Source organism: Lacticaseibacillus pantheris DSM 15945 = JCM 12539 = NBRC 106106, assembly GCF_001591865.1.
Lineage (GTDB): Bacteria > Bacillota > Bacilli > Lactobacillales > Lactobacillaceae > Lacticaseibacillus > Lacticaseibacillus pantheris.
Genome location: NZ_BCVS01000006.1, coordinates 21362 through 46577, shown reverse-complemented (window position 1 = coordinate 46577; position 25216 = coordinate 21362). Strand labels below are relative to the sequence as shown.

The 25216-nt window shown below is 52.1% G+C and carries 16 protein-coding genes and 1 pseudogene; all 17 read left to right on the top strand.

Annotated elements, in window-relative coordinates; all coding sequences use genetic code 11:
• Positions 1-243 precede the first annotated feature (243 nt).
• The 17 genes and pseudogenes from LPA02S_RS01720 to LPA02S_RS01640 all read left to right on the top strand — a co-directional run bounded on the left by LPA02S_RS01720 (position 244) and on the right by LPA02S_RS01640 (position 25026).
• Positions 244-1146, top strand: coding sequence for a metal ABC transporter solute-binding protein, Zn/Mn family (locus tag LPA02S_RS01720; RefSeq protein ID WP_054650160.1), 903 nt, complete (start codon positions 244-246; stop codon positions 1144-1146).
• 27 nt (positions 1147-1173) lie between these two features.
• On the top strand, positions 1174-1629 hold the full coding sequence (locus tag LPA02S_RS01715) for a MarR family winged helix-turn-helix transcriptional regulator (RefSeq protein ID WP_054650158.1): 456 nt from the start codon (positions 1174-1176) through the stop codon (positions 1627-1629).
• A gap of 31 nt (positions 1630-1660) precedes the next feature.
• Positions 1661-2359: a metal ABC transporter ATP-binding protein gene (locus LPA02S_RS01710; protein WP_054650156.1), complete on the top strand. Its 699-nt coding sequence runs from the start codon at positions 1661-1663 to the stop codon at positions 2357-2359.
• Positions 2352-3134, top strand: coding sequence for a metal ABC transporter permease (locus LPA02S_RS01705; RefSeq protein WP_054650154.1), 783 nt, complete (start codon positions 2352-2354; stop codon positions 3132-3134). The genes LPA02S_RS01710 and LPA02S_RS01705 overlap by 8 nt, the downstream gene beginning before the upstream one ends.
• Positions 3135-3395: 261 nt before the next feature.
• Entirely contained in the window at positions 3396-4523 is a 1128-nt protein-coding gene (locus tag LPA02S_RS01700; protein WP_225350274.1) for a glycosyl hydrolase family 8, read from the top strand.
• Positions 4524-4579: 56 nt separating this feature from the next.
• Positions 4580-6073, top strand: coding sequence for a glycan biosynthesis hexose transferase WsfD (gene wsfD, locus LPA02S_RS01695; protein WP_225354973.1), 1494 nt, complete (start codon positions 4580-4582; stop codon positions 6071-6073).
• Complete coding sequence (locus LPA02S_RS01690; RefSeq protein WP_056957060.1) at positions 6070-7686, top strand: hypothetical protein; 1617 nt, start codon at positions 6070-6072, stop codon at positions 7684-7686. The genes wsfD and LPA02S_RS01690 overlap by 4 nt, the downstream gene beginning before the upstream one ends.
• Positions 7673-8926: pseudogene (locus LPA02S_RS01685) on the top strand (glycosyltransferase family 2 protein). Before LPA02S_RS01690 ends, LPA02S_RS01685 begins: the two are co-directional and overlap by 14 nt.
• On the top strand, positions 8865-11003 hold the full coding sequence (locus tag LPA02S_RS01680; protein ID WP_156470977.1) for a cellulose biosynthesis cyclic di-GMP-binding regulatory protein BcsB: 2139 nt from the start codon (positions 8865-8867) through the stop codon (positions 11001-11003). Before LPA02S_RS01685 ends, LPA02S_RS01680 begins: the two are co-directional and overlap by 62 nt.
• The gene (locus LPA02S_RS01675; RefSeq protein WP_054650142.1) at positions 10993-11847 is read left to right on the top strand and encodes a hypothetical protein; all 855 of its coding nucleotides are present in this window, start codon (positions 10993-10995) and stop codon (positions 11845-11847) included. The genes LPA02S_RS01680 and LPA02S_RS01675 overlap by 11 nt, the downstream gene beginning before the upstream one ends.
• A gap of 33 nt (positions 11848-11880) precedes the next feature.
• Positions 11881-13020, top strand: coding sequence for a non-hydrolyzing UDP-N-acetylglucosamine 2-epimerase (gene wecB, locus LPA02S_RS01670; RefSeq protein WP_056957077.1), 1140 nt, complete (start codon positions 11881-11883; stop codon positions 13018-13020).
• A gap of 173 nt (positions 13021-13193) precedes the next feature.
• On the top strand, positions 13194-14315 hold the full coding sequence (locus LPA02S_RS01665) for an NAD(P)-dependent alcohol dehydrogenase (RefSeq protein WP_056957062.1): 1122 nt from the start codon (positions 13194-13196) through the stop codon (positions 14313-14315).
• Positions 14316-14469: 154 nt separating this feature from the next.
• Complete coding sequence (locus tag LPA02S_RS01660; protein WP_056957063.1) at positions 14470-16305, top strand: monovalent cation:proton antiporter family protein; 1836 nt, start codon at positions 14470-14472, stop codon at positions 16303-16305.
• A gap of 307 nt (positions 16306-16612) precedes the next feature.
• Positions 16613-17449 carry a sce7726 family protein gene (locus tag LPA02S_RS01655; protein ID WP_056957064.1) on the top strand — a complete coding sequence of 279 codons (837 nt, stop codon included), beginning with the start codon at positions 16613-16615 and terminating at the stop codon, positions 17447-17449.
• A gap of 14 nt (positions 17450-17463) precedes the next feature.
• Complete coding sequence (locus tag LPA02S_RS01650) at positions 17464-18390, top strand: sce7725 family protein (RefSeq protein ID WP_056957065.1); 927 nt, start codon at positions 17464-17466, stop codon at positions 18388-18390.
• Complete coding sequence (locus tag LPA02S_RS01645) at positions 18387-19493, top strand: RES family NAD+ phosphorylase (protein WP_056957066.1); 1107 nt, start codon at positions 18387-18389, stop codon at positions 19491-19493. The genes LPA02S_RS01650 and LPA02S_RS01645 overlap by 4 nt, the downstream gene beginning before the upstream one ends.
• A 1387-nt stretch (positions 19494-20880) precedes the next feature.
• The gene (locus tag LPA02S_RS01640; RefSeq protein WP_162256050.1) at positions 20881-25026 is read left to right on the top strand and encodes an Ig-like domain-containing protein; all 4146 of its coding nucleotides are present in this window, start codon (positions 20881-20883) and stop codon (positions 25024-25026) included.
• Positions 25027-25216: the final 190 nt, after the last annotated feature.

Below are 25216 nucleotides of genomic sequence, written 5' to 3'. Positions count from 1 at the left end.
TCGGCGGGTTGAAGCCTTCGCCCCAACAGTGGTTACCATGGAGCACCCCACGAAAGCCGCAGATCACCGGTCCGGCCTACGCTGCCGCCACCCACATAACTGACTGACAAATCCACAAATTAACTATTTTTTTGTCAGTAAGTGTTGACACCGTCCCCAGAGTCAATTATATTTAACTGGTTAATTAACCGGTTAATTAAAACGATGTTGGTATGTTAACGCAGAAATTGGGGAGATTGACTCATGCAAAAGAAACGCATCTGGTGGGCGGTTGCAGTGCCGCTGGTTTTGATTGTTGTGGCATTGGGATTCGTGATTAATCGCGGTCTGTCGCAGCAGCAACAGGGCACCACCAAAAAGGATATTCACATTGTAACGAGTTTGGATTTTTACGGGGAGATGGCTAAAGGCGTGGCGGGGAAGTACGCTAGCGTGACGGCGGTCATTCAGAACACCAAGGTGGACCCCCACGATTACGAACCCACTTCCGACGTCGCCAAGGAATACGCGGAGGCGGACCTGATTATTTCTAACGGCGGTGGTTACGACAAGTGGAGTAGTCAGTTTGCCAAGCAGAACACGGGGGCGCAGTCGATTAACGTTGCTACTTTGACGGGCTTTAAGACGGGTGGCAACGAACATCTATGGTACAAACCCACCACGCCTAGCAAAGTGGTCAACGCGGTCAAGGCCAAGCTAATCAAGATTGACCCACAGCACCGTCAGCAGTACACCGCCAACGCCAAACGGTACTTGGCGAAGTTCGGTAGCCTCACGAAGCTGCAGCAACAAGCCAAGCAGCAGTTGGCGGGCAAACGGTACCTAGCAACAGAGCCGGTGTATGATAACATGTTAACGGCACTGGGCGCGCAAAGTGACTCCACCGGCTTTGCCGAGGCTGTCGACGCCGAAAATGACCCGACGGCGAACGATATTCGTAAGTGGCAGACCGACGTTCAAAACCACACGGTCCAGTTTGTGATTAACAACCCGCAAAATAGTGGGCGGCTGGTGAAGTCGGCGGTGGCGTACGCCCGGAATCACGGGGTGCCAGTGGTGAACATCACGGAAACCAAGCCCGCTGGCGAAACGTACATCCAGTGGCAGACAAAGGAACTAAAGGCGGTACTCAATACGCTGAAGTAACGCATTAACACGACACGGAGGTCAAAAATGGCAGACACAAAGGTATACGCGGAACGGCTAGCCAACCTGTTAAATGAGGTACGGCGGGTGGTGCCAGAGAATCAGCAGGAAGTCCTTCTGGGCGAAAGTACGGGGCAGGTCACGGGCACGCAGGGGCACGCGTTGATGATGTTGCTGCAAGGACCGCAGACGAACTCGACTTTGGCCAAGGAACTGGACATTTCGGCGGCTGGTGTTACCAAGGCGATGCGTGGACTACAAAAATTGGTGCCTGCCGTCGTGTCGCTGACGCGTGACCCCGATGATGCGCGCAGCAAGCAGTGGTCACTGACCGACTTTGGGCAGCAGCTGGCCGCCGCACACGCGCAGAACCACCAGGATACACTCAAGGCGTACATGGCGGTGCTCAACGATTTTTCCGCGGACGAGCAGGCCGTGATTGGGCAGTTTATCCATAAGCTGACTGTTTGCCTCGACGTGTAGTGTTGATTAGATAAAGATAGAAGGTATTTAAGTGCGTATTCTTACTGGTAAGGACGTCGGTATTCAGTTTGCCGACAACAAGCGCTGGCTCTACCGGCACGTGGACTTCCACCTCGATAGCAGCCAGATTCTCGCGCTCGTGGGCGACAATGGTGTGGGTAAGACCACGCTCATTCGGGCCATCATGGGCCAGCGGGCACTAACGGAGGGGGAATTGGTGCGGGATCACGCCCAAGACCTGCGGATCGGATACGTACCCCAGTATCACGACGATATCGGTGCCTTTCCGCTCCACATCGCCGACTTTGTTGGGCTCAGCTACGACCGCGGGCTCTTGCCGTGGTTACGGCGGAGTGAGAAGGAGCACCTGGAGCACGTACTGAACGAGGCTAACCTCACGGAGATTGCCAACGAACGGATTGACCGCGCGTCCGGTGGTGAGAAGCAGCGGGCCTTTCTCGCTCAGGCAATGATTCAGGACCCGGACGTGCTGATTTTGGACGAGGCCACGGCCAATTTGGACAACGTGGCCAAGTTTGCCCTGATGGACGTTGTTAAGCACTACCGTGACCACCACGACCTGAGCGTCATCATGGTGAGTCATGATTTGGATATCGTGGAACGGTACTCCGATAATTATTTACTGCTGAGCCCGGATGGGGCGGAGTTTGGCCCCATTGCGGACCTGGATACCAGTAAGCTTGAGGAAGGGGGCCGCGACCATGTTTAATTATCCATTTATGCAAAACGCGTACGTCGTTGGTACGCTCATTGCCATCGTCAGCGGCTTCATTGGCGTGTTTGTCGTCGCCCGGAGCATGTCGTTCCTGGCCCACGTGCTGAGTGAAATTGGCTTTGCCGGCGCGTCCTTTGCCCTGTTCATGGGCTGGTCACCGCTGCTGGGGATGCTCGGATTTACCCTCGTGTCGTCAGCCAGCATTGGGCAGCTCGACATGGGCGACGAGCGCCGGAGTGAGTCGACCGTGTCGGCCGTCAGCTCCGTGGCGATTGGGCTGGGGATTGCGTTCCTGGCGCTGTCGCAAAAGAATGCCAGTTCGGCCACCAGCATCCTGTTTGGTTCCATTTTCAGTATCAGTCATGCGAACATCGTGCAGGTGATTATCCTAACGCTGGCGGTGCTCCTGGTGGGCGTCGTATTGTACCGGCCATTGCGCCACGTGGCGTTTGACCACGCGACGGCCGTCGATTCACTGCCGTACGTCAAAATGGTCGATGTGGTCTTTCTGGTGTTGATGGCAACCACGGTGGCGGTCTCCGCGCAGGTGGTCGGCTCGTTGCTGATCTTCATCCTGATGACGTTGCCAGCTAGTGCCGCAATGCGCTGGGGTCGGCGGGTGTCCCACATGATTGGGCTCGCCATTATCTTCGCCTTAGTCGGCGTGTGGGGTGCACTCGCGCTGTCGTACTGGACGAACGTACCGGTCAGCTTCTTCATCGCCATGATTGAGTCCATGATTTACTTCGCCTCTACCGCCGCACGGTAGCGGCAGTTGGTGCTACAATTACGTACAGTTCAAATACGCAAAATTAAACAGGCGGGTTGACCGCCAAAGTAGGAATCGGTGCTCACCACGAGTGCCGATTCCTTTTGTTTGGGCGGCGAGGGCACATAAATTTCGTTCGTGACTTGACGTCGTATACGCAAAAATTGTCGATAAACACTGTTTTACCCCTCCATGTTTGTTATTATCTTGGTATAAGAATGGCTAATGCGAGGTAACTATATTTTTGTGGAGATGTTGGTGATGAAGCGCTGGATTCTAGCGGTGGGCTTAACGTTGATTGTGCTGGGTACGGTCGCTTGTGGCCGGTCGACCGCGCATGTTGCTGTGCCCAAAGCGGCGCCGACCGCGATGGTGCCGTCGACTAGTTATGGTCGTGACAGCACGCAGCGCCAACGGTTGGTCCGTTTTACGCAAGCAAAGATGGTCCGCAAGCAGGGTGTGTACACGAACTACCGTGACACCCAGCAACGGCAAGCATCTGCGGCCACTGGGCACGAGATGCTGAGTGAATCGTCTGGCATGTGGCTGCTTTATCTGGCTGAGGCGCACCGTTGGCGGGACTTCCGCGAATTTTACGGCGTCACCAAGCGGACCTTCTACAAGGATGGGCAGTTCAGCTACCGCTACGACCCCCGGTCCGGCAAGCGCTACGGGGTGAACGCGACGCTTGACGACCTGCGCATTATTCGCGCGTTACTGGCGTACGACCAGTTGCGCGGTACGCACCACTACCGACGCACCGCGGCGACTTTGTACGCACATCTCCGCACCGGCGCGTTGGGCAAAGGCGAGGTGACTAATTATTACGATCCCGCCGCCAAATCCGGCACACGCACCGGCAGCCTGGCTTACTTTGATTTGCAAGTACTGCGTTACTACAGCCGTGAGAATGCCACCACGCGGCGGCAGTACGCCCGGCAACTTCGTGTGGTCAAAGGCGGCTACCTGGGCGACGCGTTTCCGCTGTATGCGGTCGACTACAACTGGCAGACCGGTAAGTATGGTCACCAGAACCTGAACACCACGGAGGCCATGGAAACGTTGCTCCACCTGGCGCAAGTCGGTCAGCTACGGGCGACAACGCGGCGGTGGTTGGTGCAACGCGTGAACCGTGGCGATTTGGCGCTTAGCTACAGTACGGCGGGTGAGGTTGTCAACGCCGGTCAGTCGGCTGGTAGCTACGCGGTGTGCGCGCAGATTTTCCGTGTGCTTCATGACCGCGAGCATTACCAAGCGGCGATGCGGCGGGTGTGGGCCGATCAGGTTACCAAGCCGCAATCACCGCTGTTCGGTGGCATTGGGGATGCCACTACGCAGGACGCATTTTCTTATAACAACTTAGCGGCGTTAGTGGCCGCGTTTCAGTAATCACTAGCGTTGGGGGACGCTAGTTTCACCAAAGGGGGTGTCACCGCGTGCGATTAATGGGGAGTGTATGGTCACGCTTTTGGCGTGGCTTTCAACGATTCGTGTCACCGGGATTGTTCATGGTCATCGTGAGTCTACTGGTTGTGTGCCCATTTTTATTCGGGCCAGTCGTTCACGGCTATGCCGATAACGGTGATTTTTGGCGTGTCATTTATTCTAACGGCATGTACCCGTTTGCCGCTGGTTCCCGTAGCGACTACTTTGCGTACCTCCACCCGCAATACCACATCATGCAGTACTTTAACGAGCATGCGGTGGTGGTGCATTCCTCCCAGACGCTCTTCGTCAAGCTAGCCCAGCTTCTGAACGGCCTGCTGTATAGTCACAAGATTTTCGATATTCGGTTTATGGGCATCGTGAACTTTGCCCTCTACCTCGGTGCGCTGTACTTGTTGACGGTGGCCTTAACGCACCCAGTCCGGGGGATCCGGAGCTACATCATTGCTTTGATGGTGGTGTTTGTTTTTGATGATTCTGCCATCACGTTATATATGAATAGTTTCTTCGCCGAGCCGGGGGGCTTGACGCTTTTGCTGTACGCCGTGGCGGCAATTTTACTGCTGAGCCGCAACGTGTACCGACGCAGGTGGCCCCTCGTGGTGCTCTACTTTGTCAGCAGTGCCCTGATGGTGTTTAACAAGCAACAAAATGCGCCGCTCGCCCTCAGCATGGCGGTGGTCACGCTCGGGTTGCTGTTTATTCCCCAGTGGCGGCGCGTACGGCCATACATACTCGGGGGTATTGCGGCGGTGTTGCTCACCGGCGTGGTCACCTTTGCCTTAATCTCCAAACAGTTTAACGACATTAATATGTACCAGACGTTTACTTACGGCGTGCTGGTGGAACAGCAGCACCCGGGGAAGGCGATTGCTGGCGCCGGCATCAACCGGCAGTACGCGCTGATGCGTAACGGTGCTTACAACCCGCCGGAGTACGCGTCCGTGCTACCAACGAATAAGGCCACCACGAAGCATTTGACCAGCAAGCTCTCGACCGGTTGGGTTGTGGCCTATTACATAAAGCATCCCCAACAATTCATGGCGCTGATGGACGTCACGGCCAAGAACCTCATGGTGGTTCAGGTGGGCGCGGTGGGCGACTACCCGCAATCGGCCGGCGGGTCCGCCCAGCAGCAGGCGCACTACTTCACCGGGATGAGCACGCTGATGCGCGCGTTCTACCCGCGCCGGTTTGCGTTCAACATCCTGCTGGCCGTGGTGTTAATCCTCGTTTTCTCGGTGGGTTTATACGCGGACATCCGGGCGGGGGCAACGGAGGGCGTGCTCCGGTTCATGCTGGTACTCGGGCTCCTGTCGATTCTCATTGGGGTACCCATCGTGTCGGTTATCGGCGATGGTACCGCGGACCTCGCCAAGCACATGTTTTTGGCGCCAATGTCGCTGGAAATTATCCTAGTAATTCTGGTGGCCGACGCGCTGAACGGACGGCTCTGGCACGCGTACCGTGAGGGGGCTGAGCAGGACGTATGAGTAGATTAGTGAGGTTACTCAAAGTAGCACTTGTGAGCGCCGCGGCGGTGGTTGTGGTCGCAACCGTACCACGCACCCCGGTCCATGCGGACACCACGCCCAAAGTCATGTTGGCGTACGATTCCGAGAATGTGTCTGGCGGCCAAACGGGCGACCTGTACGCAGTGGAGCGGTTACTTACGACGGCGGGGGTACGTATTCAGACGGTCAACATCGCCAATTATCGTCGGGGGATGTTGAGCCGTGGTCATTACGACGGTGTGGTCACACTGATTAATTGGCCACAGTTACGGTTAACCAACCAGTCGTTTATGCGGGATCGCGACCAGTTCACCGGTGTGCGCGTTCACTTGGGACCTAACGTGACGGCTAACGAGGCCCAAGCCGCGGGGGTGACACTACGGACGGTTTACCGCCAGCAGTTTATCCTGCATGATGCGCAAAGTAACACCCAGCAACTGTTACCGTTTAGCGCGGACCAGCAGGTGATTACCAGCACAACCGCCGACAGCACCACGCTGGGCACGCTCACGCGGCAGAACGGCACTACACAGTACCCGTTCACCGCCGTTCACGGGCAGACGGCCGTGATGCCCTACTTCACGACTAGCGGTATGAACATCATGCTGGCCGAGGAAATGTTCGCAGCCGTTTGGGGGCGCCACACCACCAGCGCACCGTTACTTACAATCACCGGCGTCACGCCGTACACCAATATGCGGGTGCTACGGCAATTGGCCACCTACCTGCAGAATCGCGGCATCAACTTTGCCGTCAGCGTCGCGGGCGTGTATACCAATACCGACCTGCCGGAGCTCGACCGTTATGCCCGCACACTGCGGGCGGTTGAACTCGCTGGTGGTGTGGTGCTGCTGCACAACCTGGCCGTTGGCGATCCCGGTAATAGTAGCGCGAGCCGGCAAGCCTTGCGGAACCACACGCAGGCGATGGTGACGGCCCTGGCGAACCGTGGCGTACTACCGGTGGGGATGAGCGTCGAGGCGTACTGGAACCAGGACGCCGTGTTACGCACAGACGGATTGGGTCAGCCCCAGACCGTGGTTCTCATGGGGAACGAGCAAACGGTGGTGAACGTTGATCACGACGGTCGCGGCCGCACCTTTGCCAACGCGTACTACGCTTTGCCTGGCCGGAAACTGACGTCGACCAAAATGGGTTCCGCATTGGCAAAGTCGTCGCTCCAATTCGCGCTGCCTACCGCCATTACCTTTGGCCTGCCAGATAGTGGTCGCGGTTTATCTGACCTCGAACGAACGATTAGCCGGTTTAACGGGTCGTGGCAGTCGCCCGACGCTAGTTGGCGGACCCAATTCACGGTGGGTAGCACAACCATTGCGTACAATCACGGTCAGTGGCAGCTTAACGGGCAAGCCCAGAGCATTACCGCCGGTCAAAGTGCTAGTGCTGGTGCGACCACGCCGGCTAAACCCCGCGAGGCTTGGTATAACCGTTACTTCCAACTGCAAAGTACGGTCATGTGGGTGTTCTTTGGCGTGACACTGACCATTATGTTGGTATTTATTGCGGTTGGTCGCAGTATTTACCGGCGCATGTACCGGCGAAAGGGGGACGAACCTCATCACCATTCTTGATGGATTTTTATTCATAGCGATTTTTGCAATTTGGGCGATTCTCATCGTCAACGTGATACTGACAATCGCCGGTTATGCGTACTACCTGAAATGGTCGAGGACGACGCCGCCGACGTTGCCCAGCACGCCCCCCTTTGTCTCAATTATGGTGCCGGCGCATAACGAGGGTATCGTCATTGTCAAAACGGTGCAGGCGTTGCTGGCACTGGACTACCCGGCCGACCGCTACGAAATTATTGTGATTAACGATAACTCGAGCGATAACTCTGCCGACCTACTCAAAGCCTTGCAGCAACTGCACCCGGACCGTAACTTAACGGTGGTTAACACCGACAAGACCAACGGGGGCAAAGGTAAATCCAACGCCCTGAACATCGGGTTACAGCATGCGCGAGGCTCCGTTATTTCAATCTACGATGCCGACAATACGCCCGAGCACGACGCGCTACGGTACCTGGTGGCGGAACTACTCAGCTACGATCACTACGGGGCGGTTATCGGTAAGTTTCGGACCCGGAACAAAAACGCCACCGTCCTCACCCGTTTTATCAACGTGGAGACCCTGTCGTTTCAGTGGATGGCCCAGGCCGGACGCCAGTAGTTGTTCAAACTGTGCACGATTCCGGGAACCAACTACGTCATCCGGCGTGATTTGTTGGAGCAAATCGGTGGGTGGGACGTCAAGGCGCTATCCGAGGATACCGAAATCAGCTTTCAAGTGTACGCGCGGAATTACCGCATTAAGTTTCAGCCGCTGGCAGTCACCTGGGAGCAGGAGCCGCAGACGCTGGACGTTTGGTTTCACCAGCGTACGCGGTGGGTGAAGGGCAACATCTACGTGGTGTTGAAGAACGCCCACAAAATTTTTACCAAGGCGGGCCGGCACATCCGGTTCGACCTCATCTACTTCATGTCGATTTACTTTTTGTTGATGACGTCGCTCATACTGTCGGACTCCGTGTTTGTCCTGTCGGTTGCGGGCGTGGTCCACTCCGACATCAACGGGTTCAGTAATGGCCTCTGGTTGACGGCGGTGCTGGCGTTTGTCATTAGCACCTTTGTGACCATCACGACCGAAAAGAGTGAGATGAAGTTTAGCAACCTATTGGTGATCATTGCCATGTATTTAATCTACAGTCAGATGTGGCTAGTTGTAGCGGCATACGGGATGGTGAATTATGTTCGAGAACAAGTCTTTCATCAACAAGCAAAGTGGTACAAGACAAAGCGTTACAAGTAACTTAATGATGGCCCTGGTGGCGCTAATCGGGGCAATTATGGTGCTGGTGGCACCGGCACATACGGTCCGCGCCGATGACGGTGATCAGACCTACACGCAGAACTTCCAAAACGACACGATGACCCTCTCCGGTAAGTCGGTCACGACGAGCCTGAACTTCACGAAGGAAGATTATTGGGACATCCATAAGGCCCAGTTTAACTTTAGTTTTCAGGTGTCCCAGCTCTCCAATCGGCAAACTTCAGACATTACGTTGAGCCTCAACGGGGTGAAGTTTTACTCGTTCCGGCCCGATAAGACCAGTGGCCTGCAAAGTAAAACCGTGGACCTACCGTTAGACCTGCTGCGGGGTAGCAACGTGCTAACCATCAACGGCCAGATCATCAACCAGGCGGGGCAAACGAGTGATCTAGTGACGACGCCGGCTAACTGGTTAACGCTGAGTAGCGGGGCCAACGTCAACTTTACTTACCACCTCAATGAGGCTAGTGAGGACATCAATTCCTTCTACGCCCACTTTATTGGGATGGATACCATCGTTAATCGGCGGAGTGCCATCGTGATGCCGCATGGTGCCAATGACGCGGAGTTAACCGCCAGTGCCTACGCTTTTGCCGGGGTGGCGCGCGTTATTGTGACAACGGACGGGAAGTTGAACCTGACGCGTTGGGGCAGCAGTATTGCCCAGCAGGCCGATTACCGGCTGGTGGTCGCCCAATATGACCGTTTACCGGCAGACTTGAAGCGTTTCGTCCAAGCCGACCAGGTAACCGCGCAGCGTGCAGTATTGCAAACGGCCACTGACGGGAGCACCCATTATCTGATTGTGACGGCCAGGACGGGCGGCCTACTGAAGAAGGCGGCGCAGTTTGTGGCCAACCAAGAGTTAATGAAGGAAACCACCGGTCCAACCGAGAGCGTGACGGCGCAGACCAGTACGTCAACGTCGGTCCTCCAGTATCAGGGTTCGCGACAACTAACCACGGGTACGGACCGGGTTAGTGGCACCGGGCAGCACACCCTCACGTACGTACTGAGTGTGCCCATCGACCGTACTAACTCGCAGGGCTCGGTTGTCCACCTGCACTTGCGTTACGCGGACAACCTGAACTTCAAGAATTCGTTGGTCACCCTGAAGGTTGGTGACCAAAGTGTGGGCAGTGCCCACCTAGACCGCGCCCGGGCCAACGGAGGCACGTACAATTTCCGCTTGCCGACCAAGCTCACCCTGGGTAATTCGTTCACGGTCAGCGTGGTCTTTAACCTGCAATTGGCGGGGAGTGGTGGTACGACGGATGTGACTACCCCGTGGGCCGAGCTGGACAGTCAGTCGACGGCGGCCATTAAAACCACGCCGCAAAACTCGCTCCTCTTTACCAATTACCCGAGCACCTTTATCAGCAACCAGACGTTTGACAACGTTGTGGTCGTGCGGCCCCGGAGTATGAACGACGATGACCTGGCCGCGCTAACGAACATCATGAACCTGCTTGGTAACTACGCCCAACAGAATACCGGGAGCATTCGTTTTACCACGCAGGTGCCTAGCACCGCGCGGATGAAGCAAAGTAGCGTGATTGCCTTTGGCACGTACCACGATAATGCGTTGGTGCGGAAACTCAACGGGCAGTTGTACTTCCGCTTTGCGCGGGGTGGCAACCGGATTTTGAGTAACGAAAAGTTGAGTATCGAACACCGCTACGGTGCGACGATCGGTACGGCGCAATTGTTGCGGTCCCCGTACAACCAGCAGCGGGCGTTGCTGGTCGCCACGGCGGCGCACAGTAGCGACGTGGTTAATGCCACCACGCAGTTGAGTACCCAGGCGGACGTGTCGGGATACAAGGGCGACGCATTGGTCATCGACCGGGATAATAACCACTACTCGTACTGTTTCAAGAAGAACGCAGCGGCTGACGTGAACGCCGCCAAGAAGCAGAAGCTAACCCGCAACCGGCAGGTGATTATTTACCTGGTCGTAGCGGCGGCCGTCATCGTGGTGGTTGTGGCGATAATGGTCCTGATTTTGCGGAAGAACGGTATGCTACGACGGAAGGAGACCGGCGATGAAAAATAGTGATGGCCGCGCCGCCACGATGAGTGACGTGCTGCTGATGGTGTTTCTGGTGCTGGTTTTCTTCGTTGCCGCAGTCACGGCGGTTACGCACACCGTTTTGTTGGGGGCCGTGTACCTTATCGTGACGGTGGTGTTGATTCTCATTGGCTACTTTTTCGGCACCATTCCGGGCCTCGCCGCCGACCTGTTGTTCCTATTGGGGCAGACGCTATTTATAATCTATCTGGCCGAGATGCAGCGGACGTTCAACGTATGGGTGATGCTGTTCTGGTTGGTGGCGCCGGTGTTGCTGCTGCTGAGTTTTAACGGCATGACGCAGCAATTGCGGATTTTACAGACGGATAATGCCCGGATGCGGGCGGACATGGTGGAGCGGGGTGCGTTGGACGAGCAAACCAACCTGCGGACGATGGTCTCCTACATTCAGGATGTGGGGGTGTTCACCGAGACGAACCGGCGCTTTAACTTGCCGGTCACCACGGTGGTGATTCAGGTCCGCTACTTTACCGACCTGCAACGCATGATGAGCACCGAGCGGGTGGATGAGTTAATCAAAGTAGCGTCGGCTGCAATTAACGACGCTACCCGGGACAACGACATCGTCTACATGCTGGACGATACGAACCCCACGTGGGCGGTGCTACTGTACTCGGATTCGGCGGGCGCGGGTATTGCCGCAACGCGCATTAAGGAACGCTTTGTGGAGGCCACCGCGGCATCGGTCGCGTTACAGAGCGTCGACCTCTCGTTGCGTGCGGGCATCGAACAGTGGGACGGTCAAACGATGCACGACCCGCACGACCTCATGAATGGGGCCATCAAGGAATTGGAGTACGACGTTTAGGGTGTTGATGTTAGCCATGGGGGTGGCAAAATGATCAAAGCAATTAAGGTAATGACGGTGTTTGGTACGCGTCCAGAGGCCATCAAGATGGCGCCCATCGTGCAGGCGTTGCAAAGGAATCCAGCGTTTGTGCCGGTTACGGTCGTTTCGGCCCAACACCGCGAGATGCTCGATCAGGCGCTGCAAGTATTCAATATTCACCCCGACTATGATCTTGATATCATGCGGGCGGGGCAGAGTCTTGCGCAAATCACTAGCCGGGTGCTGCTGGCTCTGGGTGATGTATTGACGCGTGAGCAGCCGGACATCGTGCTGGTTCACGGTGACACCACCACTACCTTTGCGGCGTGCCTAGCTGCGTTCTATCAGCAGGTGCCGGTGGGCCACGTGGAGGCAGGGTTACGGACGTGGGCAAAGTACAATCCGTTTCCGGAGGAGATGAACCGCCAACTGACCGACGTGTTGGCCGACCTCTACTTTGCCCCTACCGCGCAGAGCCGCGATAATTTATTGCTGGAACACCATGCGGCTGCGCATATCTTCGTGACGGGGAATACCGCCATTGATGCACTCCACGAAACGGTGAACGCGCAGTACCACCACGACGTACTGGACAAGATACCCGCTAACCAGCGGATGATCCTGGTCACGATGCACCGGCGTGAGAATCAGGGGGAGCCCATGCGCCGCACCCTGAACGCCATGCTGGACGTACTGCGGGCTCACTCCGACGTGAATATCGTGTATCCGGTGCACTTGAGCCCAGCGGTGCAGCGGGTTGCGCACGCGGTGTTCGACGGTCAGGAGCGGGTACACCTAATTGAGCCGTTAGACGTGGTGGATTTCCACAACCTGGCTGCCCGGAGTTACTTCATTATGAGTGATTCCGGCGGTGTTCAGGAAGAAGCACCGTCACTGGGCAAGCCGGTGCTCGTGCTGCGGGATACCACTGAACGGCCCGAGGGCGTTGCCGCGGGGACCCTGCGGCTGGTTGGAACGGACCCGGACCGGGTGCGCACCGCCATGACGCAGTTACTGGACGACCCGGCGGTGTACAACCAGATGGCTGGGGCCCGTAACCCGTATGGGGATGGGCACGCGACGGAGCGCATTTTGGCGGCCATCCAGTACCACTTTGGGGTGACGGTTACGCGACCCGCTGAATTTAGCTAAAAAGTGCACAATACGCGTCCAGCGGAGATTTGGTCCCGTTGCCGACGCGTATTTTATTATCCCCAGAACACGTTGCTTCCATTATAATGTAAGCCTTTGCAAAACTATCCTGGTAGTGCGATGATTAACTACGTAGACCGTTAACCGTACGTATACGTTTGGGGGTATTGATAATGAAGATAACTGCTGCAGTTGTGGACCACCAGGGCGCCGACTTTGAATTGCGGGACGACGTGGAACTGTGCCCAATGGGTCCTGATGACCTACAAATCCACATGGTCGCCACGGGTATTTGCCACTCGGACGAGGCGCTCCGGGTGGGGGACGCCACGATTGATTACCCGATTGTCCTTGGCCACGAGGGTTCGGGTATTGTCGAGAAGGTTGGCCCCGAGGTGACCCAGTTTCAGCCGGGTGACCACGTGGTGCTCAGTTTCTACGCGTGTGGGCAGTGTGCTAACTGCCTGCGCGGGGTGCCTACCCAGTGTTTGAATTACGCACATAATAATCTGTCTGGTGTCCGGCCCGATGGTTCATCGCACTTTACCCTCGACGGACACCACGTGGCGGATATGTTTGACCAGAGTTCCTTTACCACCACGACCGTTGTTCGGGAGCGGAACGCGGTCAAAGTACCCAGGGAACTCGACCTGCGGATGCTCGGGCCACTGGGTTGTGGCTACGTAACCGGCTCCGGTACCGTGTTGAACACGTTGCAACCACATCCGGGCGACACCATCGCCGTCTTTGGTACCGGCGCGGTCGGCCTGGCCGCCATGATGGCCGGCCGGATCTCGGGTTGCACCAAAGTGATTGCCGTGGACATCGTGGACAGCCGGTTAGCCCTGGCCAAGGAGCTGGGCGCGACGGATACCATCAACAGTCGCAACACGGATGCCGTCCAGGCCATTCGCGATTTGACCGGCGGTTACGGTGTTGACTGGGCCGTCGATACCACCGGCGTGACGGCCGTGATGGAGAGTTCCATTCAGGCCCTGGCGCAGGGTGGTACGACGGCGACCATCGCGGTCACGGCGCACCATATTGACGTCGATACCTGGAACGACCTGTGTACCTCTGACCGGAAGATTGTGGGGGTTAACATGGGCGACTCGATTCCACAAATCGACGTGCCCCGACTGATTAAGTTTTACCAGATGGGGATGTTTGACTTTGATAAGACGGAGAAGTTCTACCCGTTCGACCAGATTAACCAGGCCAACGCGGATTCACGCAGTGGCGATACCATTAAGCCGGTATTGATTATCGATCCCGACTATCAGCCGGGCGCATAAATGCGATAGGGTCAAAGCGGGAGTCGGCGCACACGTGCCGGCTCCCTTTATGTACGTGACAGATTATGACTAACACCAAGATTGTTATGAAATCATCATGTCAGGTGCGTTATACTGGAAACCAATTGACACACCACGTGAAAGGACGTGCATCATGGCGCAAATTTCAATGTTAGTCGTAATGGTTGCGGCGTTAATGATTCCATTATTCATGGCGCGCTTCAAAATCAACGGGATTCCCACCGCGGTCGCCGAGATTGTGGTCGGGATTATTCTAGGCAAAACGGGGTTCGGTTTCGTGACCACCACTGCTGACCTGACGTTTTTGTCGAGCCTCGGGGTGATTGTGCTGATCTTCCTGTCGGGGATGGAAATTAACTTTGACCTCTTCGTACAAAAGCCGCGGCCCAAGCAGGACGGGACGACGGAACGGTCGCCCGTCTTTATGGCCGGCGTCGGCTTTGCCGGTGTTGTGGTCACCGCGTTAATCTTGGGCGTTGCCCTCAAGTTCTTCGGCCTGTTTAGTGACGTAATGCTGGCGACCATCCTGTTTTCGACCGTTGCGTTAGGCGTGGTCATTGCGGCTCTGACCGAGCAGGAGTTGCTCAGCAAGCCGTTGGGGCAGACGATTCTGCTCACCGCGGCACTGGGTGAAATCGTGCCGTTGCTCGCGCTAACCGTCTATTCGACGATTAATGGCGGGCACGCGGCCCGCATCTGGTTAGTGTTGCTGATATTTGTGGCGGCCATTATCCTGTTACGCCGGTTCAAGTCGATTTACCGGTTCTTTGCCCGTATTGACAAGTCCACGACGCAGTTGGACATCCGCCTGGCGTTCTTCCTCATCTTTGTGCTGGTGACCATCGCCGAGAACGTGGGCGCGGAGAACATTCTGGGCGCGTTCCTGGCGGGCATCGTGATGAAGCTCCTCCGGCCGAGTGAGGTGACGCGCGACAAGCTGACGTCCATCGGCTACGGTTTCTTCATTCCCATCTTCTTCATTATGACGGGGGCAAAGTTGAACCTGCGGACCATGATGGGCAATCCGCAGGCGCTGATGTTGATTCCCGTATTTTTCCTGTGCTTCGTGCTGGCCAAAGTGGTGCCGTACGTTATCTACCACCAGCGGTTCAACGCCCGCAACTCGGCCGCAGGTGCCGTGCTGGCGTCAACAACCATTACCTTGGTGATTCCGACGTTAACCATTGCCCGCAACCTGAACGCCATTACTGCCGACCAGTCGGGGGCGTTTACCCTAGCGGCCGTGCTGAGCTGCGTGCTGGCACCGATTGTGTTCAACAAGCTGTACCAACCGCAACCCGAAGACGAGGTCAAGACACGCGTGGTGTTCGTAGGCGCGAACATCCTGACCGTGCCGGTGGCGCAACAGCTGGCAAAGGGGCTGTACGACATTACGATGGTGACCGATTCGGAGAAGAATTTCCGGACGTACAATAGTCAGGTCAACGTCAAGCTATTATCCACATTGGACGAGGACGCCCTCGTGTCGGCGGGGGCCTTTGACGCCGACATTATGGTGCTGGGCTATATGGACGCTGACCGCAACTACCGAATTGCCCGCATGGCGGTGGATCACCAGGTGCCGCGGGTCGTTGCACGGTTTGAAACGCGCGAGGCGGGTAACGAGCGCATCGAGGAATTGGCCGCCGATGGTGTGGAACTGTTTAACACGTTTACCGTGAACGTCAGTTTGTTGCGGGGGATGATTGAGTCGCCGTCGACGTTGAAGCTGCTCACGGACACGGAGGCGGGCCTGTACGAAGTCGAAGTGCACAATCACCGGTACACGGGCAAAACGTTACAGAGCCTGCCGGATATCGGCGCAATTACGGTCAGCCGGATATACCGCAACGGTAACTTTGTGGCCCCGCATGGCGACACGTTAATTGAGCCGAATGACCACCTGATTTTTACGGGTAGCAAGGACGCCGCCCGGGCGCTGCGCAGTGAGTTGGGGGCGCGAAATTAGGGTTTGTTACGCGTGAAACGGTTTTATGATTAAACAGAGACGTCAACACGTAGAGTGTTGGCGTCTTTTGCATTTGAATTAAAGTAATTGATTAATTGTCTGAAAACTAATGATTTTTTGTGTAAAATCGGATAACTTACGCTAATGTAAGCCACGTAACAACCACGATAATGGCCTTAATATCGCGGCATTTATGGAGAAACAAGAGCTTAAAACTTTGCGGTCGGTGCTGTTCAGAAGGACGAGTATTGGGTATAATTTGGTAGTCGTAAACGATTGCATATCGGAATGTTTAGGAGGTGGCATCGTGGAAATAAGTAACAGAAAATTGAGTCGCCTGTTCTCTCCCTCGACTCTAAGAAAGCTTGTCGATGATTCATCGCATTCGTTTATTGACCAGATCAAGCAAGAAAGTGACTCTTTCATAGTTAATGGTGAATTTTTCGATCAGGCATACGCCCTGATGTCTAAGCGATACCGTAATGAGTATTTCTTTAAGAACACACTACTCAACAAGATATTACTAGGGAGGCACAGTGTCCGTACTTCTACTGCAATCAGAGAATTACCAGTGGGTGGATCAATTCTGGATTTTTTGATCATTAATGGTGTCGGTCAGGTATATGAGATCAAGACAGAATTAGATAATCTTGAACGTTTACCAAGTCAAATCATTAGTTACTACCAAGCCTTTAAGTATGTCTCGATTGTTACCGATAAAGCCCATGCGGATGTGCTAAGAAAACGATTACAGGGAACGGATGTCGGCCTGATTGAGTTAACAAATCGGCAGACATTAAGCACGCTAATCGAGCCCCATGAGCATTTGAGTGGTCTTAATCAAACCTCCATGTTCAAAATTTTGCGGAAGCCAGAGTATGAAACTGCGCTTATGGAACATTACAATACTCTGCCTAATGTCAGCCAATTTGACTATTATCGGGCCTGTCAGATGTGGTTCGAGAAAATGGATGTAGAGACTTGTCATCGGTATTTATTGCGGTTTCTAAAAGCAAGAAATACCGTTCGCCAGCATGAGTGTGCGTTTAAAAAAGTGCCAATGAGTATCAAAGAGCTAGTGTACTTTCAAAATTACAAAGAGAATGAGTACAGTAAATTGTTTGCAATGTTGGGTCGGAAATAATGGGGGTTTCTCAAATGTACTATCCATATTTACGTGGAAAGCAGTTCGAATTAATTGCCCTACGCGAAATGATTACTAATGGAACACTAACTGCTTCTATAGTGCCGATTATCGAGCCCGTTAAGGCTAGTAGTACGCTAAAGACGGTGCTTCAGTTGTTTGGGCGGGAATCGCATAGCCTGGCTGTTATTCAAAATCCACAGGCCACCCCGTATACCCCTTTTGCAAATGACGAGGAAGTGGATGAGTTAAAACAAGAGCCTTTTTTTATTCCAGCCGTAATAGGGACATCGCAGGAAGCAGTTGATACCCTAGGTAAATATAACAGCCCTAATTCTATGGTAGTACTACCGAAAACGGTTCATCCAGAGCTTGAATGGGAAAGTCAACCCTTGAATAATGCTCTCAAGGTTATTGCTCCTGATAATCGATCATTTTTGCGCCGTTCACATGGTAGTAGGGTGGTCGTTCTCGATGACGCCTTTACGAAACGGCCTCGCAATGTTGACTACGCTAATAATGAGGATGAGTTCTTTTCGGAAACGCATATGTATTATAGCGAGGATGGATATATTGGCTTCAGCGACTACTCCGTAATTGGCTCCGAGTACATTGATAGTGGCTATGCACCTAGGGCTGTTGCGATTCACATAGTATATTTTCGAGCTGATGGTCAGCTACGTATTCGTCATTTTGTGTCCACTACAAATGATGATATTACCAATGTCGCGGGTAAATTTGCTGAGGCGTTGGAGGCGTTCATGCAGTGGTATCAGTCGCCCGAATTTAATCGCGATCAAAATGATTCCACAGCATTGGTAGAGTTTAAACGCATGTATGATCAGCAACAATACTCGGGCCTCGGAGTAGTAAAAAAACTTTCCATCGAACATCATCTTGAAATTATGGGCAGGTATTTAAACGAGAGGGCGGATTCATGAAATGTTGTGTTGAGTGTTTTCGTGATGAGCAAATTCGTAAATGGATTCGCGCTGTTGGTACAGAGGGTCGATGTGACGTAAGTATAGAACATAAGGACCATTTGAATAAGGTCATTGATCTGGATGCACTTCAAAACGATGTCAATTTTCAAGGCTTTCAGTCTGAATTTATCGAGATTTTTGACTTATATGATACAGGCTCTACCCGCATGGCACAAAAACTATCGACTCACCTTCGTGATCAATGGGGGATTTTTAACCTTAAATCAGATGAAATAGAACTCTTACTGGAACATTTTGCGCCGGATTATTTCAATGAAAACCAGGAAATGCTCCACGGCCTAGTTGTACCGCTATATAGTCTGCATGGCGAGTATCAACAGAATATGGGTATCTTTTCTGGAAAGAGCTGGTCGGAGTTTGAAACTGTAATACGGCAAAAAAATCGTTATCATAACAGTTTAATGGTCACTGAACGATTGGAATATTTTTTGCGACTCTTGGTCACCTCCCTGGAAGCGGACGATACACATTATTTTCGCTCACGAATAATTAATGATACTGACAGATCCAAGAATGGCCTACACGGTATGTCCGCCATCGGCCCCGCTCCTGAAAGGCAATCAAAAGCCGGACGGTTAAATGCTCCGGGGTTTTCATACTTATACTTGGGTAGTGATGTTGGAACGAGTCTGGTTGAAATTAGGGCATCAATTCAGGATATTGTTGCAGTAGGCACATTTAAGTTGAGAAGTCCGATACAGGTTGTTGACCTAGATAAATTGGCTGAATTGAGCCCATTTGCTGGAGTTGATAAAATGTCATATTTGATTAATCGTTCAATTTTAATTGACATTGATAAGGCGATGCGACGTAAAACTGGCCGGAACCGCTCTGAGGTGGATTATGTTCCGACCGAGTATATCAGTGACCTAATAAAGACTATGGGTGTCGATGGTATGGTTTATGCTAGTTCGGTAAGCCCGACTGACGCGGTTGACTTGGTTTTGTTTGACACGAAAAAGGTTGAACTACTTGGGGATATTAAACTATACGAAATTGAGCAAATGAACTTCACCTTTAAAAAGGTTGCTAATGACTAATACTTTCTGGGCTGAGTGGTGATTCGGGAATCAGAGGCATTCCACGCACTATAAAGTAAGAGGCAGGTGCGCAACAACAGTGATTATTTTTTTAGAACTACTATGTCCTAGTTTAATTTTGGCAATGCTTGGGTATATGCCTGTATCAGCTAAACCAGAGTGGCAGGTTATTAGGGTGTTTCTAACATAACGAAGAAGTCAATTTAGAAAGAGTGCTCCGGCCGGTAAATTTGAAAAGCCTACGTTTTTTAGCTCTGAAATCAACACCGTGAGGGTGATGTGATTTGAGAGCCTTTTTTTGTTGTGACCAAAAAGAATTCCGCTGTAATGTTTGGTCGCTTTTTGTTGTCGCTTTTTGTTCGTGGCGATTGATCAAATTTTTTTGGCGTAGTTTCGAAGGTCGCATGATCCTAATTGATGTTGTCACAGTTAGCGGCCCCTGAATCCATGAATGGGGGCGGGGATATAGTGTGAAGGAAGCATGATTTATTGTTATGCACGCATAAAGAGTTGATATCACAGACAGTATCCGTTAATTGCATGGAGTTGTGACCGATATTGGTGGACGCCGCTTGACCAAGACGGAGATATCTTCTGAGATGTTAAGTCAGTGTGGCAAACAAGGGTCGCTATCGACAATCAGCGATTAGTGACCAATAAGAGTACAGGCTACAGCGATAAATTGACTGTTACGTTATTCTACGGTTGAATTTTCTTCTAAAATCAAGACCATTTTTGCAGGGAGAGATGACAATCTATACTCCACACCAGCCATTAAGCTGAATTAGCGCATTCAGTTCTCAACTAATTTGAGAGCTTTTTTCGGGCAAAGCTACTAAAGTGAACTGGGTCAAGTGGCATGTGAGTATTGTTCATTTATTGACAGTGTAGATTGAACAACTTTACGCTAATGTTTTATGTGTCTATTGAGTAATGGTAAGTGCCACGAGAGGGAGACTGTTAGTATTAATTAGATAATCGTAGCATAAATAAAAGCGTAAGTACTTGCCTTATGACTTGGACGCATGTCGGTTAATATTGACCGATTTGATGGGCAATAGCAAATTTCTTTATGTTTTTAAAAAGGGATTTCAATAACTATCTCATAATCGTGGTTACACTGCTGAATATGTATCTATATAGTTATTGAAATCCCTGTCATTTAATCCAACACTTAATAATTTTTTGTTGCGTTATTGATTTGGCCAGGTTATGCTTTAAATAAGCCAAACGACAAAAGCAATAACGTTTGCTAATGACGCATGGTGGAGTAATTATATTTATGGGTTGTGTTACTGGTGAAGGCCATAACCTTCAAACGATGCAGATGTTACTTGATTCACAATACTATAAGATGGGTACGAATACCCACAAGGAGGAAATCGATATGCATAATCAACACTTAGATGTTACACGAACGAATTTCAAGATGTTCAAGGCCGGGCGCCGCTGGGTTTTCGCATGTGCAGTATTCTTTTCAGTACTTGGTGCATCGGCATTCGCATCATCCGAAACTGTTAGCGCCGACACTGTAGATACTCCTGCAGCTGCAGTTGTTACCAATAGCGGTAACGAAGCAACTAGCAGCGCTGCAAGTGACCAATCAACTGAAACTACTGCTACTTCATCAGCCGCACCGACCACTGAAACAGCATCTTCCGCAACGAGTGATGCTAGTTCAGCTCCAGCAAAGACGGCTGAAGCTGCCACGGTGGAGGCCACGGACACAACAAGTTCTTCTTCTGCCAGCGACTTGAAAGCGCTTAACGGTGATGCTGCTGCAACTCCTGCTACATCTGCAGCATCAGAAACATCAAGTGCAGCGTCAACGACCGACGCACCTGCTGACACGGCAACCGAGACTACAACCGCTTCAGCAACCACAGAAAATTCAGATGTACAAAACTCAGAAAAGAGTAGTGACGTTGTTGCTGAAACTGCTGTAGTTGAATCAGCAGCTACTAGTGAAACTACGAAGGTAGACGCTGTGGCCGCTCCAGCTCCTGCCGCAGATGAGGCTGTTATGGCCCCACTTGCAGTGGCTGCTGATCCTGAAGGTGGTATTGGTGGTTCATTCTTTGCCAATGGTACTATCACCGCTAGCGGATCCGGAGTAAATGGCCTTAAGAAGAACGCTGACGGGACGTATACCGGTGTTATTACCTTGGACTACAGTGGTTCAACGATTGGGCTTGATGCCACGACGTCTAAATATGTAATTAAGGTGCCTGCAGAATTATCACCTTTAATTCTTCAAGCAGATAAGAGTGATATCACCGGTACGTTTACGGGTGGAATTCTTGGAACACCACACGAATACACCGCCAGTGATTTCACCATTACACAGGATACTGACGGTTCAGCCATCATTACTTTCAGCAACCCGGCAATGCTCACCGTTGCCTACGCTCCCGTTGATATCACTGTCAACTTAAACGTCGGCGATATGGTTAACAAGTCTGGTATGGTCATTGACCCTTCAGACTCCAACTACTCCTTCGATGGGGCTGTGGTTCTGCCAACTTCAATTATTGACTGGGACGTATTCTCAAACTGGGCATCAACTACCGCATTGCAGACTAACCACCTGATGCCTGCTGAGGTGTCTCAAGGCATTCAAAAACCGTACGTGGTTCAACCGGTTGAAGACAACGATACTGTTGTGAGTGGTACCGGTGTCCCTGGAGCTTCTGTGAAGGTTTACAACGAAGACCGGATGACAACACTGGGTATCGGCACGGTTAACTCTAACGGCTACTACAGTGTAACGATTCCACTGCAAAAGCAAGGAACGGTACTCAACGTTACTCAGACGACGGCCGAAGATGGTGAAAGTGACGCAACTACAGTTACGGTTCGCCACGCACCAGTTGAACTGCAGCAACCAACTATCAGTCCGCTATATTCTGGTGAGACTACGGTTTCAGGGGCTGCTAACAATGCTCCAGGAACTCAGATTACGATTACTGATCAGAGTCAAAATGCTCTAGGCTATGGTTACACCGACGCCAACGGACTCTACAGCATCAATATTAATCGTGCACTACGCGCCGGTGAGATTATCAGTGCTGTTGCCTCGAATGGTACGGATAAGAGTGCTCCAGCCGAAAGAGGAGTTCTGGAAACAACAGAAGTTTCCATTGCCGCTCCACATATCAATGATGTGTACGCCGATCAAACAATTGTTACTGGTACCGGCCAAACTGCTGGTGACACGATTACCATCGAAAATTCTGCTCGCCAGGTCATCGGTACTGGTACGGTTAATAGCGATCGCACTTGGAATGTCGGAGTTAACACTATCCTCGAAGAAGGCGACATCATTTACGCCATCGAAAGCGATAACAAGGGCAACGCTAGCCCGGATACAGCCGCGGCTGTTAAAGCTCAGCAAACCGTTACGATTCTCGCTCCAACCGTAACAACGCCAGTTTACAACACCGCAGAGACTGTTCATGGTCAAGGGCACACAGCCAACAACACCATCCGGATCACGGACAACCAAGGTAACGTGATCGGTACTGGGTTGGTTGGTAGTAACCTCAACTACGTGGTCGCATTAACTCGGGCACTGAACACTGGCGAAATCATCTCCGTTGTGGAAACTGACGGTAAGAACACCAGCTCAGCAACCAATGTGACCGTGACTACGCAGACGGCAACTGAAATTCATGCACCAGCGATTGATCGTCCAGTGTACACTACTGATACGACGCTCAAAGGGACAGGGTCAACTGCCGGGAATACAATTGAAATCACGGATTCAAATGATAACGTTGTTGGAACTGGAACCGTTAACACGGACAAGACCTTTACGGTTGAGCTTAATCGCCCACTAATTGAAAATGAATACCTCCTTGTAACTGAAGGTAACGGTACCGTCACAAGTAATCCTGCAGTGGCAGTAGTTACTAAGGAAACAGTGACAACCATTCATGCACCAGCCCTAGATCGCCCAGTGTACACTACTGACACTACAGTTACTGGTACCGGGTCAACTGCCGGCAACACGGTAACAATTGTTGATCAGAATGGCGATACGCTTGGTACGGCCACGGTTGGTAATGATCTTAAATTCACCGTGCCACTGAATAGAGCATTAGTAGAAGGTGATGACCTGCTGGCTACTGAAACAAACGGCACAGTTACAAGTAACCCATCAGTGGCGGTTGTTGAAAAACCAGCGGTTACGGAGATTCATGCACCTGCATTAGATCGCCCAGTGTACACTACTGATACGACAGTAACGGGTAAAGGTTCAACTGCTGGTAACACAATCAGCCTTACTGACCAGAACGGAGCCTCCCTTGGTACCGCCACGGTTAACGATGACCTCACCTTTACAGTTGAATTGACTCGCGCACTGAAGGAAGGCGACGATATTCTTGCTACTGAAAGTAACGGTACTGTTACTAGTAACCCATCAGTAGCAGTGGTTGAAACTCAAGTGACTACTGAGCTTCATGCGCCAGCCTTAGATCGTCCAGTATACGCAAACGCCACAACTGTTACGGGTAAAGGCACGACTGCTGGCAACACGATTAACATTACCGATCAAGATGGTAAGACTGTAGGTACAGCGAAAGTGAATAATGATTTGACTTTCAGCGTACCGCTCAATCGTCAATTGAAGGAAGGCGATGATCTTCTCGCTACTGAAACTGACGGAAATAAGACTAGCAATCCATCTGTTGCAGTTGTACAGGCTGTACCGTCAATCAAGGCACCAACCATCAATGACCTAACCGAAGGAGATACGACGGTTACAGGTACTGGCTCCACACCAGGCAACACTATCATTGTTATCGATAATGCTGGTAACACCATTGGAACTGGCAAAGTTGACGATAATGGCAAGTACAATGTAGCGGTTGACCAACCACTGGTTGGAGGGGATACTATCGCTGTTGAAGAGTCAAATGGTACGCTAACTAGCGCACCAGCAAGTAAGACAGTTAAGGATAAGGAAACGACACCCACTGAGCTTGCCAAACCGACTATTGATCTTACCAGTGTTACTGATGGATCTTCTACCGTAACAGGAACAGTAACAGGAACTGGAGTTGCTGGCAATACCGTCACTGTTAAGAACTCTAGTGGTACAACACTAGGTACAGGAATCGTTGACGACGGCGGTAGCTATAGTGTTCTATTGAATACAAAGCTTAAACCAGGCGACAAAATCTCAGTTACTCAAAGTAAGGGGACTACCGAAAGCCCGGCAGCGAATGCAACTGTACCAACCGCAACAGAAACCACTCTACCTAAGCCTACCAGTGATGGGGTAAGAGGTGGAGCTACACAAATTATTGTTAATGCAGGTCAAAACTCGGAAGGTGGTTATAATGTAGGTAATTTAATCCGAGTTACGAATGGTGACGGGGTTGTAATAGCCGAAGAAGAAATTCCCGCTGATGGTGTTGTTACTATTGATTTACCTGATCAGGCAGTCAAGGGTACTGCATACGCGATTGCGGAAACAAATGCAGATAGGACCGTAAGTTCGCCTTCGTCTATTGTTGTAGTTTCTTAATCGTTATACCTGAATAAAATAGAGAGGCACTCCGCACTGAAGAGCTCAGTACGGAGTGCTTTTTTGAATTATTATACATTTTTCTAAGTGTACTTAGAAAACCGAAATTCCGTCGTACTTTTTACCCGTACTCAGGAGTAATTTCTAAAACGTCGAATTATTTTAAATTGTTGGTGGCGCTTCTTTACGA